The organism is Paraburkholderia gardini, assembly GCF_907164575.1.
Taxonomy (GTDB): Bacteria; Pseudomonadota; Gammaproteobacteria; order Burkholderiales; family Burkholderiaceae; genus Paraburkholderia; species Paraburkholderia gardini.
Genome location: NZ_CAJQYY010000019.1, coordinates 25443 through 40300, shown reverse-complemented (window position 1 = coordinate 40300; position 14858 = coordinate 25443). Strand labels below are relative to the sequence as shown.

At 63.9% G+C, this 14858-nt stretch carries 14 protein-coding genes; 5 read left to right on the top strand and 9 right to left on the bottom strand.

Annotated features, from left to right (window positions below):
* Positions 1 to 20: 20 nt before the first annotated feature.
* The 4 genes from LPA34_RS16665 to gatC form a co-directional block, all read right to left on the bottom strand.
* Entirely contained in the window at positions 21 to 860 is an 840-nt protein-coding gene (locus LPA34_RS16665) for a PPK2 family polyphosphate kinase (protein ID WP_228980080.1), read from the bottom strand.
* A 143-nt stretch (positions 861 to 1003) separates the two neighbouring features.
* Entirely contained in the window at positions 1004 to 2479 is a 1476-nt protein-coding gene (gene gatB / locus LPA34_RS16660; RefSeq protein ID WP_228980077.1) for an Asp-tRNA(Asn)/Glu-tRNA(Gln) amidotransferase subunit GatB, read from the bottom strand.
* A 4-nt stretch (positions 2480 to 2483) separates the two neighbouring features.
* The gene (gene gatA / locus LPA34_RS16655; protein WP_228980075.1) at positions 2484 to 3974 is read right to left on the bottom strand and encodes an Asp-tRNA(Asn)/Glu-tRNA(Gln) amidotransferase subunit GatA; all 1491 of its coding nucleotides are present in this window, start codon (positions 3972 to 3974) and stop codon (positions 2484 to 2486) included.
* A gap of 113 nt (positions 3975 to 4087) precedes the next feature.
* On the bottom strand, positions 4088 to 4387 hold the full coding sequence (gene gatC / locus LPA34_RS16650; RefSeq protein ID WP_228980074.1) for an Asp-tRNA(Asn)/Glu-tRNA(Gln) amidotransferase subunit GatC: 300 nt from the start codon (positions 4385 to 4387) through the stop codon (positions 4088 to 4090).
* A 366-nt stretch (positions 4388 to 4753) separates the two neighbouring features.
* Here gatC and LPA34_RS16645 point away from each other — a divergent pair, with 366 nt between their 5' ends.
* The 5 genes from LPA34_RS16645 (at position 4754) to rodA (ending at position 11230) form a co-directional block, all read left to right on the top strand.
* Positions 4754 to 5797 carry a rod shape-determining protein gene (locus LPA34_RS16645; protein ID WP_004189550.1) on the top strand — a complete coding sequence of 348 codons (1044 nt, stop codon included), beginning with the start codon at positions 4754 to 4756 and terminating at the stop codon, positions 5795 to 5797.
* A 128-nt stretch (positions 5798 to 5925) separates the two neighbouring features.
* On the top strand, positions 5926 to 7074 hold the full coding sequence (mreC, locus tag LPA34_RS16640) for a rod shape-determining protein MreC (protein ID WP_228980069.1): 1149 nt from the start codon (positions 5926 to 5928) through the stop codon (positions 7072 to 7074).
* Positions 7071 to 7583: a rod shape-determining protein MreD gene (gene mreD, locus LPA34_RS16635; RefSeq protein WP_228980067.1), complete on the top strand. Its 513-nt coding sequence runs from the start codon at positions 7071 to 7073 to the stop codon at positions 7581 to 7583. Before mreC ends, mreD begins: the two co-directional genes overlap by 4 nt.
* Before the next feature lie 138 nt (positions 7584 to 7721).
* A complete protein-coding gene (gene mrdA / locus LPA34_RS16630; protein WP_228980065.1) occupies positions 7722 to 10070 on the top strand; it encodes a penicillin-binding protein 2 in 2349 nt (782 codons plus the stop codon).
* A gap of 11 nt (positions 10071 to 10081) precedes the next feature.
* Positions 10082 to 11230, top strand: coding sequence for a rod shape-determining protein RodA (gene rodA, locus LPA34_RS16625; protein WP_228980063.1), 1149 nt, complete (start codon positions 10082 to 10084; stop codon positions 11228 to 11230).
* Between the two features lie 59 nt (positions 11231 to 11289).
* Here the strand turns inward: rodA and LPA34_RS16620 are convergent, their stop codons facing one another.
* The 5 genes from LPA34_RS16620 to queC form a co-directional block, all read right to left on the bottom strand.
* The gene (locus tag LPA34_RS16620; RefSeq protein ID WP_411179001.1) at positions 11290 to 11997 is read right to left on the bottom strand and encodes a tetratricopeptide repeat protein; all 708 of its coding nucleotides are present in this window, start codon (positions 11995 to 11997) and stop codon (positions 11290 to 11292) included.
* On the bottom strand, positions 11994 to 12773 hold the full coding sequence (locus LPA34_RS16615; protein WP_228980061.1) for an HpcH/HpaI aldolase family protein: 780 nt from the start codon (positions 12771 to 12773) through the stop codon (positions 11994 to 11996). Before LPA34_RS16615 ends, LPA34_RS16620 begins: the two co-directional genes overlap by 4 nt.
* Before the next feature lie 151 nt (positions 12774 to 12924).
* A complete protein-coding gene (queD, locus tag LPA34_RS16610) occupies positions 12925 to 13368 on the bottom strand; it encodes a 6-carboxytetrahydropterin synthase QueD (RefSeq protein ID WP_228980228.1) in 444 nt (147 codons plus the stop codon).
* 9 nt (positions 13369 to 13377) lie between these two features.
* Positions 13378 to 14010: a 7-carboxy-7-deazaguanine synthase gene (gene queE / locus LPA34_RS16605; protein WP_228980059.1), complete on the bottom strand. Its 633-nt coding sequence runs from the start codon at positions 14008 to 14010 to the stop codon at positions 13378 to 13380.
* Positions 14011 to 14088: 78 nt separating this feature from the next.
* A complete protein-coding gene (gene queC, locus LPA34_RS16600; RefSeq protein WP_228980057.1) occupies positions 14089 to 14820 on the bottom strand; it encodes a 7-cyano-7-deazaguanine synthase QueC in 732 nt (243 codons plus the stop codon).
* Positions 14821 to 14858: the final 38 nt, after the last annotated feature.

Here is a 14858-nt window from a genome sequence, read left to right as displayed (position 1 = left end):
CACGCCGGCTAAAACTGGCGTCATTCGATTTTCAGGCCCTTCAGCGAGTCTTTGGCCGGCGGAAACTCAAGCTTCAATCCTTCGAACGCGCGCAACAGCAGCTCGGCGATCATCAGGTTGCGGTGCGTCTTCGAATCGGCCGGAATCACGTACCACGGCGCGTAGTCAGTCGAGGTCGCGGCGAGCGCGTCCTGATAGGCGTTCTGGTATTTGTCCCACAACTTGCGTGCATCGAGATCAGCGACATCGAATTTCCAGTGCTTCGTCGGATCGTCGATGCGCGCCTGCAGGCGCTTCTTCTGCTCGTCCTTCGAAATGTGCAGCATGCATTTGATGAGGGTCGTGCCGCTGTCGGCAAGCAGCGCTTCGAATTCGCGGATGTGTCGATAGCGGCGCGCGCATTCGTCGGCGTCGATGTCGCCAAGCACCGCGGGCACCAGTACGTCTTCGTAATGGCTGCGGTTGAAGATCGTCAGCTCGCCGGCAGCCGGCGCCTGCGCGTGGACGCGCCACAGAAAATCATGCGCCGCTTCGACGGGCGTCGGCGCCTTGAACGGCACGATGCGCAGCCCAAGCGGATCGACCTCGCGAAAAACCGCGCGGATCGTGCCGTCCTTGCCACTCGTGTCCATGCCCTGCAGCACGAGCAGGACGCGTCGAACGCGCTGCGCGTGCAAACGCTCCTGCAGGCCGTCGAGCAGCGCGCCGATTACCGCGAGACGCTCGCGGTCGCCTTCTTTCGTGCCGCTCGAAAAGGGCTTCGCGCCGGGATCGAACTCGCCAGGCGAGAACTTCGCCGGCTTGCCCTTATCGTCGAAAAACGGAACGCGAAAATCATCCAGTTCAGGTTTTTTTGCCATGTGGATCTCTTTGCTGACGACGTCGATTGGGCGTCGACAAAAGGAAACGGGCCGCTGCCTCAACCTTCGTCCGGCAACAGCCCGTCATGACCGGCGGCGTTTCCCGACTGCATGAAACGCCCCCGCGACACCTTTACTTCAGATCAGCCCAGCTTCTTCTTCAGCAGATCGTTGACCTGTTGCGGATTGGCCTTGCCCTTCGTGGCTTTCATCGCCTGACCGATCAGCGCGTTGAACGCCTTTTCCTTACCGGCGCGGAATTCCTCAACCGACTTCGCGTTCGCGGCGAGGACTTCGTCGATGATCGCTTCGAGCGCGCCAACGTCCGAAATCTGCTTGAGGCCCTTTGCTTCGATGATGCGATCCGCGGCGGCTTCGTCGGTGGCTTTTTCTTCCCAGATCGCGAGGAAGATTTCCTTCGCGATCTTGTTGGAAATCGTGCCGTCGGCGATGCGTTGCAGCAGCAGCGCGAGCTGCGCGGCCGAAACAGGGCTTTGTGCGATGTCGAGCCCTTCGCGGTTCAGCTGCGACGACACTTCGCCGTTCAGCCAGTTCGCCGCGACCTTCGCCTGCGCCGCGCCGAGTTTCGCGACGAGCGCCTCGTAGTACGCGGCGCTCGCCTTGCTCGACGTCAGCACACCGGCGTCATACGGCGTGAGACCGTATTGCTCGACAAAGCGCGCCTGGATTGCTTCCGGCAACTCCGGCAGGGTGCGCTTCACACGCTCGATCCACGCTGCGTCGATCATCAGCGGCATCAGGTCGGGGTCGGGGAAATAGCGGTAATCGTGCGCGTCTTCCTTGCTGCGCATCGAACGCGTTTCGCGCTTGTCCGGATCGTACAGACGCGTTTCCTGCACCACCGTGCCGCCGTCTTCGATCAGCTCGATCTGGCGGCGCACTTCGTACTGGATCGCTTCTTCGAGGAAGCGGAACGAGTTCAGGTTCTTGATCTCGGCGCGCGTGCCGAACTTCTCCTGACCGACCGGACGCACCGACACGTTCGCGTCGCAACGGAACGAGCCTTCCTGCATGTTGCCGTCGCAGATGCCCAGCCACACGACGAGCGTGTGCAGCGTTTTCGCGTATGCGACCGCTTCGGCGGCGCTGCGCATTTCCGGCTCGGTGACGATTTCGAGCAGCGGCGTGCCGGCACGATTCAGATCGATGCCCGTCATGCCGGCAAAATCTTCGTGCAGCGACTTGCCCGCGTCTTCCTCGAGGTGGGCGCGCGTCAGGTTGACGGTTTTTTCATACGCCGGCTTGCCTGCTTTTTCATTCGCGGGCACCTGGATCGTGATCTGTCCGCCCTGCACGACCGGAATTTCGTACTGGCTGATCTGATAGCCCTTCGGCAGATCGGGATAGAAATAATTCTTGCGCGCGAAGATGCTGCGCGGCGCGACCGTCGCGCCAATCGCGAGACCGAACTGGATCGCGCGCTCGACGGCGCCGCGGTTCATCACCGGCAGCGTGCCCGGCAGCGCAAGATCGACGGGTGCGGCCTGCGTGTTCGGCGCGGCGCCGAACTGCGTGGATGCGGCAGAAAAAATCTTCGAGACGGTCGACAACTGCGCGTGCGTCTCAAGACCGATAACGACTTCCCATTGCGTGGTCATGGATTCACACTCCTGCCGGGGTTTGACGATGCCAGCCGGTCGCGCGCTGGAACGCGTCGGCGATCTGCAACATGCGGGCTTCGCTGAAATAGTTGCCGATGATCTGCAGACCGACCGGACGCGCTGCATTCGCGCCCGTGCCGAAACCGCACGGCACGCTCATGCCGGGCAGCCCCGCGAGGCTCACCGACAGCGTGTAGATGTCCGCGAGGTACATCTGCACCGGATCGTCGCCCTTCGCGCCGAGATCCCACGCGACCGACGGCGACACCGGGCCCATGATCACGTCGCACTGTTTGAACGCTTCCTGGAAGTCCTGCGCGATGATGCGGCGGATCTTCTGGGCCTGCAGGTAGTACGCGTCGTAGTAACCGTGCGACAGCACGTACGTGCCGACCAGAATGCGGCGCTTCACTTCCGGACCGAACCCTTCGGCGCGCGACTTCTTGTACATGTCGAGCAGGTCGCGATACTGCGCCGCGCGATGGCCGTAACGCACGCCATCGAAACGCGACAGGTTCGACGACGCTTCCGCCGGCGCGATCACGTAGTACACGGGAATCGACAGCTCGGTTTTCGGCAGCGACACGTCGACGAGCGTCGCGCCCAGTGCTTCGTACTGCTTCAGCGCGGCGTCGATCGACGCGCGGACGTCATCGGCGAGACCCGCGCCGAAGTATTCCTTCGGCAGGCCGATACGCAGGCCGGCGAGCGGCCTGGCTGCGCCTGCGTCTGCGGCCCACGTGCTGCCGAGGTAGCGCGTGTAGTCTTCGTCGTCGCGCGTGAGGCTGGTGGAATCGCGCTCGTCGAAGCCGCCCATTGCGGTAAGCAGCGTCGCGCAGTCGGCCGCGGTCTGCGCGAACGGACCGCCCTGATCCAGCGACGACGCAAAAGCGATCATCCCGTAACGCGACACGCGGCCGTACGTCGGCTTGATGCCGGTGATGCCCGTGAACGACGCCGGCTGGCGGATCGAGCCGCCGGTATCCGTACCCGTCGCGGCGGGCGCGAGGCGCGCTGCGACCGCCGCGGCTGAGCCGCCCGACGAGCCGCCCGGCACGGCCTTGCGGTCCCACGGGTTCTGCACGGGGCCGAAGTGCGAGTTTTCGTTCGACGAACCCATCGCGAATTCGTCCATGTTCGTCTTGCCGACGCACACCATGCCCGCGCGCGCCAGCCGGTCGACGACGGTCGCATCGAACGGGCTTTGGTAGTTCTCGAGCATCTTCGAGCCGGCGGTCGAGCGCCAGCCACGCGTCACGAACACGTCCTTGTGCGCGATGGGCAGGCCCGTCAGCGGACCTGCGTTGCCCGCGGCGAGACGCGCGTCGGCGGCTTTGGCCTGCGCCAGTGTCAGATCGGCATCGACCTGGATGAACGCGTTCAGGCTCTTCGCGGCTTCGATGCGTTGCAGATACGTCTGCGCGAGTTCGACGGCGGAGCATTCCTTCGCATCGAGCGCGGCGCGCAGTTCGATCAAACTTTTTTCATGCATTGCGTTTATTCCTGGAAAGCGCGGCAGCGCGTTGCGCTGTCGTGAAGGCGTCCGGCTGCCCGCCGGCCTGCCGTGCCATGGGTGCCCGCCTCACGCGGGCGCACGGCCAGCGCCTATTCGAGAACCTTCGGCACCAGATACAGCCCTTCCTGCACGGCCGGAGCCGGGCGCTGGAATTCGTCGCGGCGCACGACCTCGGTGGCGGCGTCGTCGCGCAGGCGCAGCGCGACGTCCTCGATCTGCTCGATCGGGTGCGCGAGCGGCGCGATGCCGGTGGTGTCGACGGCCTGCATCTGCTCGACGAGGCCGAAAAAATCGTTGAGCTGGGCAAGCGTGTGCTCCGCGTCGGCATCGGGCAATTCGAGCCGCGCGAGGTGTGCGATGCGTTTCACATCGGTCAGGGTCAGAGCCATGCGGTCACCGGAAAGAGACGTGGACTGGCGCAGTGCGGAAAAAGAGTGCTGCGACAGAGAGTTACGACATTGGAGCGCGCCCTCGAAAAGGGCCTGGCGACGGCGAAAAGTACCGTCCGTTTCCTCCAAAACATCCAAAATTATAAGGTATCATTACGCGTTCGACCCAAACCCGGTCTGACTTACCAAGGCCTTACCGGACATTTTCCAGTGAACCGTATGGCCTTGTTTCGGTCTCCGGTAGATTCCCCTCGCAGTTTCAGGCTTCTGTGGCATGTTCCCGCCCGACCTGAAGCTGTTATTTTTTCCGCTGCCGTCCTGCGCGTACGATGCGAGGCCCGGCCCCCAGCGAGACAGGATTTTTGAATGTTCGGTTTTTTGCGCAGCTACTTTTCCAACGATCTGGCCATTGACCTCGGTACTGCCAATACGCTCATCTATATGCGCGGCAAAGGCATCGTTCTCGATGAACCCTCCGTGGTGTCGATCCGCCAGGAAGGCGGTCCGAACGGCAAGAAAACAATTCAGGCGGTCGGCAAGGAAGCCAAGCAGATGCTCGGCAAGGTACCGGGCAACATCGAGGCGATCCGGCCAATGAAGGACGGCGTGATCGCCGACTTCACCGTCACCGAGCAGATGATCAAGCAGTTCATCAAGACCGCCCACGAATCGCGCATGTTCTCGCCGTCGCCGCGCATCATCATCTGCGTGCCGTGCGGCTCGACCCAGGTCGAGCGCCGCGCGATCAAGGAAGCCGCGCACGGCGCGGGCGCCTCGCAGGTCTACCTCATCGAAGAACCGATGGCCGCGGCAATTGGCGCCGGCCTGCCGGTGTCGGAAGCCACCGGCTCGATGGTCGTCGACATCGGCGGCGGCACGACGGAAGTCGGCGTGATCTCGCTCGGCGGCATCGTGTACAAGGGTTCGGTGCGCGTCGGTGGCGACAAGTTCGACGAAGCCATCGTCAACTACATCCGCCGCAACTACGGCATGCTGATCGGCGAGCAAACGGCCGAAGCCATCAAGAAGGAAATCGGCTCCGCGTTCCCGGGTTCCGAAGTCAAGGAAATGGAAGTGAAGGGCCGCAACCTGTCGGAAGGGATTCCGCGCAGCTTCACGATTTCAAGCAACGAGATCCTGGAAGCCCTCACCGATCCGCTGAACCAGATCGTGTCGTCGGTGAAGATCGCGCTGGAACAGACCCCGCCGGAACTCGGCGCCGACATCGCCGAACGCGGCATGATGCTGACGGGCGGTGGCGCACTGCTGCGCGATCTCGACCGTCTGCTCGCGGAAGAAACCGGCTTGCCGGTGCTCGTCGCCGAAGACCCGCTGACGTGCGTCGTGCGCGGCTCGGGTATGGCGCTCGAGCGCATGGACAAGCTCGGCAGCATCTTTTCCTACGAGTAAGCGGGTCTAAATTGATGAAAGCGGCGCGGACCCAACGGCTGGCGTTGCCAGCTGCCGTCGCCGCCCGCCAGGCGCCGATCTGACGCGCCGCAGTCTCACCCAACACGCTCACGCCCCCGGCGCCGACCATGGAATACAGTCCGCCGCCCCTGTTCAGGCAAGGCCCGTCGGCACTCGCACGGCTGATCTTCTTCGTCGTGCTGGCGCTCGCCTTGCTGATCTCCGACGCACGCTTCCGAACCCTTGAGATCGTTCGCGGCGTCCTCGGTGCGGGCCTTTATCCGTTGCAACGCGCGGCGCTCGTGCCGCGCGACCTGTTCATGGGCGCAGCCGACCTCGCCGTGAGCAGCACCACGCTGCGCAGCGAGAACGACAGGCTGCGCGCGAAAAACCTCCAGTTGTCGCAACAGGCCAACCTGGCCGCCGAACTCGGCGCTGAAAACAGCCATCTGCGCGCGCTGCTCGAACTGTCGCAGCGCAGCACCACGCAATCCACGCCGGCCGAAATCCAGTACGACACGCGCGATCCGTTCACGCAGAAGGTCGTGATCGGGCGCGGCTCGCAGCAGGGCGTGAAAGACGGTTCGCCGGTCGTCAACGAAGACGGCGTCATCGGACAGGTCACGCGCGTGTTCCCGCTGCAGTCGGAAGTCACGCTGCTCACCGACAAGGATCAGGCCGTGCCCGTCCAGATCGTGCGCACGGGCCTGCGCAGCGTGATCTACGGCACGCCGAAGGGCGATTCGCTCGATCTGCGCTTCGTGCCGATCAGCGCCGACGTGCTGGCCGGCGACGAACTCGTCACAAGCGGCCTCGACGGCGTGTATCCGCCGGGTCTGCCGGTTGCGAAGGTGGTGCGCGTCGACAAGCAGGCGGACACCGCGTTCGCCCGCGTGGTCTGCGTACCGGTCGCACAGGTGCGCGGAGCGCGTCAGTTGCTCGTGCTGCATTACGTGAACGACGTTCCGCCACGCCCTCCGGAACCTGATCCCGTCGCCGCCGCAAAAGAAGCGAAGGCGAAGCGCAACGCAAAACCGACCGACAAGGCCACGGAAAAGAGCGCGGGCGCGGCGAAAGCACCGGAAAAAACCGGTGAAAAGAGCGCGGACAAAGCTACGGAAAAGCCGGCTGAAAAACCCGCCACTCGGGCCGCCGGGAAAAACGCACGGGCCGCGCAGCCAGCTTCGGCAACCGCCAGCGCCAGGACAGGCGAAAAGACCGAAAAGGCCGAAAAGGCCGAAAAGGCCGAAAAGAGTGTGCAGGGGACGAAGCCATGAACCGCCCGCAATACATTCTGCAGCCGGTCAATCCGTACTTCATCGCGTTCAGTCTCGCCGCCGCCTTCCTGCTGAACCTGATGCCGTGGGGACGGATGATCGGCGTGCCCGACTTCGTCGCGCTGGTGCTGCTGTTCTGGAACGTCCACCAGCCGCGCAAGGTCGGCATGGGCATCGCGTTTTTCCTCGGCCTGTTGATGGACGTGCACAACGCGAGCCTGCTCGGCGAACACGCGCTCGCCTATACCGTGCTGTCGTATGGCGCGATCACGATTCACCGCCGCGTGCTGTGGATGTCGATCGGCATTCAGGCGTTCGCGGTCATGCCGCTGCTGGTCGGCGCGCAGATCGTGCCGTTCGTGATCCGTCTTTTGACGGGCGCCGCATTCCCCGGATGGGGTTATCTGATCGACGGCTTCGTCGAAGCTGCACTTTGGCCCATCGCAAGCGTATTGTTGTTGATGCCGCAGCGCCGCCCCGCCGATCCGGACGATACCCGGCCCATCTAGGTCGCACCGCGCGCCGGGAGCCCGATTGAACACGTATTCATCCCGCCGGCCGGACGCGCCACGTTTAGATTTTCCGCCCGCCATTGCCCGCGGGCACGCTTTTCCTGACGGCCGCCCGTCGGCCCATTCCACACGCGCATGACCGAATTCAACGACACACAACAGCAACTTTCGAAGTTCCGCCTGCGGGTCGCCGCAGCGGGTGTGTTCGTGTTCATCTGCTTCGGGCTGATCGGTTTTCGTTTCCTGTTCCTGCAGGTTTGGCACTACAGCAAATATTCGCTGCAAGCCGACGAAAACCGTATTTCCGTCGCGCCGATCGTGCCGAACCGCGGCATCATCACCGACCGTAACGGCATCGTGCTGGCGAAGAACTACTCGGCCTACACGCTCGAAATCACCCCGTCGAAGCTGAACGACTCGCTGGAAAACGTCATCGACAACCTCTCGACGGTCATCCCGATCGATGCGCGCGACCGTCGCCGCTTCAAGAAGCTGCAGGAAGACTCAAAGAACTTCGAGAGCCTGCCGATCCGCACGCGTCTCACCGACGAGGAAGTCGCGCGTTTCACCGCGCAACGTTTCCGTTTTCCGGGCGTCGAAGTGCGCGCGCGCCTGTTCCGTCAATATCCGCTGGGTCCGACGGCGGCGCACGTGATCGGCTATATCGGGCGGATTTCGCAGCGCGACCAGGAACGCATCGACGACGTCAGCGACCAGAACGACACGGATTCCGACCACTACGATCCGCGTCTCGACGCCAACAACTACAAGGGCACGGACTACATCGGCAAGATCGGCGTCGAGCAGAGTTACGAGACCGAACTGCACGGCCTGACGGGTTTCGAGGAAGTGGAAGTGACCGCCGGCGGCCGTCCGGTTCGCACGCTGTCGCGTACCCAGGCGACGCCGGGCAACAACCTCGTGCTGTCGCTGGATATCGGCCTGCAGCAGGTCGCGGAGCAGGCATTCGCGGGCCGGCGCGGCGCACTCGTCGCCATCGAGCCGTCGACGGGCGACGTGCTCGCATTCGTGTCGGCGCCGAGTTTCGATCCGAACTCGTTCGTCGACGGCATCGACCAGCAGACCTGGGACGAGCTGAACAATTCGCCGGATCACCCATTGCTGAACCGTCCATTACACGGCACGTATCCGCCGGGGTCGACGTACAAGCCGTTCATGGCGCTCGCCGCGCTCACCCTGCACAAGCGCACGCCGGGCTGGGGCTTCCAGGATCCGGGTTCGTACACCTTCGCCGGCCACACGTTCCGCAACGACGTGCCGCAAGGCCAGGGCTGGATCGACATGAACCGCGCGATCATGGTGTCGAACGACACGTATTTCTACATGCTCGCGCACGATCTGGGCGTGAACGCGATTGCCAACTTCATGAAGCCGTGGGGCTTCGGGCAGATCACCGGCATCGACATTTCCGGCGAGGCGCGCGGCATCCTGCCGTCGACCGAATGGAAGCGCAAGGCGTATCGCAAGCCGGAACAGCAGCGCTGGTATGAAGGCGAAACGATCAGTCTCGGCATCGGCCAGGGCTACAACTCGTTCACGATCCTGCAACTCGCGCACGCCACCGCGACGCTCGCCAACAACGGCGTGCTGATGAAGCCTCACCTCGTGAAAGAGATCGAGAATCCGATCACGCACGCCACGCGCCTGACGGTGCCGAAGGACGATGGCCGCATCAACGTCGCGCAGCAGGACATCGACGTCGTCAAGCGCGGGATGGAAAACGTGACGACGAATCCGTCGGGCACCGCATATCAGGTGTTCCGCAACGCGGCGTATCTGGCGGCCGGCAAGACCGGCACGGCGCAGGTGTTCTCGCTGCAGGGCGCGAAATACCACGGTCACGCGCTCGCCGAGCATCTGCGCGACCACGCGCTCTTTATCGCGTTCGCACCGGCCGATCATCCGCGCATCGCAGTGGCGCTGATCGTCGAAAACGGCGGCTGGGGCGCGCAGGTCGCGGGGCCGATCGCGCGTCGCGTGCTCGACTATTACCTCGTCGACCGCGCGAAACCAGGCGCGGAAGCGGCCGCCATCGAAGCGGCGGCGTCGGCAACGGAGGACGCGTCGGCACCGGTCATCGGTGAGGCGTCGCCAGCGCCGGATGTCGCCACGCCGACCCGGGTCGCGGCAGGCTATACGCCGCTGCCGCCGCCTCCGGGCGCGCCGGTGAAGCCGAAGCCCGATGCGGCGGGAGCGGCTTCCGGGGCGTCGCCGGCATCCACGGCGGCTGATGCGGCGAAGCCGCTGGCGGCATCGGCGTCGAAGGCGGCACGCGCCGCCCGTAAAAGCGCTTCCGCGACCGATGCAATTTCCGCTTCCGACGCTGTGAAACCGGCCCGCAAGACGCCGCATCCATCGCGCCCGGCCAGCGAAACACCGACGACGGCGGCCGCGCCCTCGCGCGACACCGGCATCGCGCCGGCATCGCCGAATCAGCCGGCCACCGGCGGCATGGACGAATAAAGGAAAGCGGCATGCAATTCGACAAGCGCGCCTGGCTCGATCGCCTCAAGAGCATGTTCCTCGGCTTCGACAAGCCGCTGGCGCTGATCGTTTTTCTGTTGCTGTGCGTCGGCATCGTGACGTTGTATAGCGCGACGCTCGACATGCCCGGCAAGGTCGAAGACCAGCTACGCAACATCATGCTGACGTTCGTCCTGATGTGGGCGCTCGCCACCGTGCCGCCCACCACGTTGATGCGCTTTGCGCTGCCGCTCTATACATTTGGCATCGCGCTGCTGGTTGCCGTGGCGATGTTCGGGCTGACGCGCAAGGGCGCGAAGCGCTGGATCAACGTCGGCGTGGTGATCCAGCCGTCCGAGATCATGAAGATCGCGACGCCGATGATGCTCGCGTGGTACTACCAGAAGCGCGAAGGGGTGATGCGCTGGTTCGACTACGCGGTCGGCCTGCTGATCCTCGTGATTCCCGTCGGACTGATCGCGAAACAGCCGGACCTCGGCACGGCCGTGCTCGTGTTTGCCGCGGGTCTCTTCGTCATTTACTTCGCGGGTTTGAGTTTCAAGCTGATCGTGCCGGTGCTGATTGCCGCCGTGATCGCGGTGGGTTCGATCGCCGTGTTCCAGAACAGGATCTGCCAGCCGGAAGTCACGTGGCCGCTGATGCACGATTACCAGAAGCACCGTATCTGCACACTGCTCGATCCGACCTCGGATCCGCTCGGCAAGGGCTTCCACACCATCCAGGCGGTGATTGCGATCGGCTCCGGCGGCGCAACCGGCAAGGGCTGGATGAAGGGCACCCAGGCTCACCTCGAATTCATCCCGGAAAAGCACACCGACTTCATTTTCGCGGTGTTTTCGGAGGAATTCGGACTCGCCGGCGGCATCGTGCTACTGACGCTTTACATGCTGCTGATCGCGCGCGGGCTCTACATCGCGGCGAACGGGGCGACGCTGTTTGGCCGGCTGCTCGCCGGTTCCCTGACGATGGCGTTTTTCACCTACGCGTTCGTGAATATCGGAATGGTGAGCGGAATTCTGCCGGTTGTCGGCGTACCGTTGCCGTTCATGAGTTACGGCGGAACGGCGTTGATTACGCTCGGCATCGCGACCGGGCTCATCATGAGCGTCGCGCGACAGAAACGATTGATGAAGAGCTAATCTGTCGTTGACAGGCGATGCACGCGGCGGCTGGCGAATGCCGGCCGCCGCGAATCGCGCTACTGCGGTTTCGCCTCGTGTTCCTGCTGAAGCTGCGAGGTGAGCTGCTGGTATTTCAGGCGCGCCGCCGGATCGCCCTGCGCCGCGGCTGCCGCGTAGTAGGCCCGCGCGACATTCAGGTTACGGTCGACGCCATCGCCCCCACGCTCATAAAATGAGCCCGTCACGTACTGCGCGGTCATATCGCCGCCTTCGGCCGCTTTCTTGTACCAGATGAACGCCTGCTGGTTGTCGCGCGCGGTACCGCGACCGTCCAGGAACTGGTTTGCAAGGGCCAGTTCGGCCTGCACGTGTCCCTGCTTTGCCGCCTTCAAAAACCATGTGTGCGCCTCCGACGGATCGCGGCTGACGAATTCGCCATCGTCGTACATCTTTCCGTACACATACTGCGCGTGCGACATGTTCGCGTCGGCGGCCTTGCGCAACCACTTCTTGCCTTCGTCGACATCGGGTGCGGTACCTTCGCCGTTCAGCAGCATCATCGCGTAGTTGAATTCGGCGAGGCGGCTGCCGTGCTGCGCAGCCTTGCGGAATTCAGCGAGCGCCGGTCCGAAGTTGCCCGCGTTGTAGTCGGCGACAGCCGTCTGCGTCTCGGCTTCCGCGGCCCTGGGCGAGACGACCGTCTGCGCATGGGCCTGCATCGGTGTCGCGAGTACTGCAACGGTCGCGGCGAGTGCCAGCCATGCAGGCAATGAAACGCGGATCATGAACGCACCTCCTGCAGCGCCTGGCGCGTCGCGCGCAACATCCACATGACGTCCGCGGCGAGCGCGATAAAGCGGAAACCTTCGGCGCGATACTGCCGCGCACTCAGGACATCCATGGCGAAGATGCCCGTCGCCACCTTCGCGCGATGCGCGACCGCGGTGACACGCGCGATGGCAGCGATGACCTCCGGATGCTTCGAGTCGCCGAGATGGCCGAGGCTCGCGGCGAGATCGGCTGGTCCGATGAACAGGCAGTCGATACCGGGCGTGGCCGCGATCTGCTCGATATTGTCGACGGCGTGCGCCGACTCGATCTGCACGATCGTCGCGATCTGCGCATTCGCGTTCTGCACGTAGTCGCGCCGCATGCCGTACGCCGCCGCGCGCACCGCGCCCGCGACGCCACGCAGGCCGTCGCCGCCGGCAACCGGGTATTGCGTCAGACGCACGGCCTGCGCCGCTTCTTCAGCCGTTTCGATATTCGGAAACATCAACGTGCGCGCGCCCGCGTCGAGCACGCGTTTGACGAGCCACGCCTCGCTCGCCGGCAGACGCACGACGGGTTCAGTCGGAAGATGCGCCGCAGCAATCGCGCGCAACTGGCCGGTGACATCGACGCTGTCGTTCGGCGAGTGCTCCATGTCGATCAGGAGCCAGTCGAAGCCCGCGTGCGCGAGCGCTTCGGCGGCGGAATCGCTGCCGAGCGAAAGCCACAATCCGAACAGCGGATCCGGTTCTTTCAGGCGTAGCTTGAGAGGATTGGTGAACGTGCTCATCGCGGTGCTCCCTCACGACGCGCGGGGCGGCGGGAAGCACTGGATTCGACGTCGGCGCGGCGGCGGTCGCGCCCGCTTGTCGGTGTGGTGTACGGCATGTCTCGCTCCGGCTGGTTACGCCGCGATCATACCGTGACAATAACGCGCCCGTTCAGTCGCGAACGACGTCAGCCCAGCAGTTAGGCGTTTCGTAAAGCCGCACCTTGTGCAGCCGCAGGTTCACGCCGTAATGCGCATCGTAGACGTTCGCGAGAATATCGAACGCGACGGCGGCGAGATTTTCGACGGTCGGAATGCGGTCGAGCACGACCGTCTTGTGGCCAGGCATCGTTTCGAGGAAGCCGCGCACCTGCGTGTCGCCTGCGTAGACGAGAAACGCGTGGTCCCACAGGTCCACGAGATGCTGGTTCGCGAGCGACTTCACGTCGGCGAAATCCATCACCATGCCGCGATCCGGCGCACCTTCCGTATCGACGAGATCGCCTTGCAGCGTGATTTCGAGCACATACCGGTGGCCGTGCAGGTTACGGCACTGGCTGCGGTGATCGGGAATGCGGTGGCCCGCATCGAATTCGAGTTTTCGGGTAATCGTCAGCACGGCGGATCAGGGAATGTTCAGATACTTGTGGGTTTGCATCGACAGGCGCCATTGCGGATGGCGCTTGCACCAGTCGATCGCGAGCTTCGTGTTGATATCGCGCGACGGACCGTCCATCGGCTGCACGAGGAAATAGTCAAAATCGAGCTTCGCGTAGTCGGCGAGGCGCTGGTTGTCCTGCGGAACGACGACCTTCAGCTCGTTGCCCTTCGTGACGACGAGCGGCGCGTCGGCTTTCGGGCTCACGCAGATCCAGTCGATGGTGTCCAGCACGGGCAGCGAGCCGTTGGTTTCGATCGCGATTTCGAAGCCGGCGGCGTGCAGCGCATCGACGAACGGCGGGTCGATCTGCAGCATCGGTTCACCGCCGGTACACACGACAAAGCGCTGCCCTTCGCCTTCCGGCCACAGCGACGCAATCTTCGCGACCAGTTCATCCGCCGCGCGGAATTTGCCGCCGTTCTCACCGTCGGTGCCGACGAAATCCGTATCGCAGAAGCGGCACACGGCGTCGGCGCGATCTTCCTCGCGGCCCGACCACAGATTGCAGCCGGCGAAGCGGCAGAACACGGCCGGGCGCCCGGCATTCGCGCCCTCGCCCTGCAATGTGTAGAAGATTTCCTTGACCGCGTACGTCATGCTGCTTTCTGCCTGAATATCCTGAATGTGTTGACTGCCTGTGCTGCGCGGGCGTTGTCGCGCCTTGCTGCGCGGCGGTTAAACCGGTTCCGTTACTTTCTCGCCGGCGAGATACGCTTCATAGCCGCGCTTGCGCAATTTGCACGCCGGACATTCGCCGCAGCCGAAACCCCACTTGTGCAGTTCGGCGCGCTCGCCGACATAGCACGTGTGCGTCTCGACCCGGATCAGCTCGACGAGCGCTTCGCCGCCCAGCTCCAGCGCGAGCCGCCAGGTGTCGGCCTTGTCGAGCCACATCAGCGGTGTTTCGAGCAGGAAACGGCTGTCCATGCCGAGATTCAGCGCAACCTGCAGTGCTTTCATCGTGTCGTCGCGGCAATCGGGATAGCCCGAAAAATCCGTTTCGCACATTCCACCCACCAGCACCTGCAATCCGCGACGATACGCAATGGCCGCGGCGATCGTCATGAACATCAGATTGCGGCCGGGCACGAACGTATTCGGCAGGCCACTTGCGGCGGCTTCGATCTGGATCTCGCGCGTCATCGCGGTATCGCTGATCGCGCCGAGCACGCCGAGATCAATCATGTGATCGTCGCCGAGCCGCTCGCTCCACGCGGGAAATTCGCGCGCGACCGCGCTGCGAAACCCCTCGCGGCATTCCAGTTCGACGCGATGCCGCTGACCGTAATCGAAGCCGAGCGTCTCGACTGTTTCGTATCGTTCGAGCGCCCATGCGAGGCAGGTGGCCGAGTCCTGACCACCGGAGAAGAGCACGAGGGCGCTGCGTTTAGCGTCTGTCCGGGTCACCGTGAAACTCCGTGATTGATGAGTGCCCGCGTCGCGCT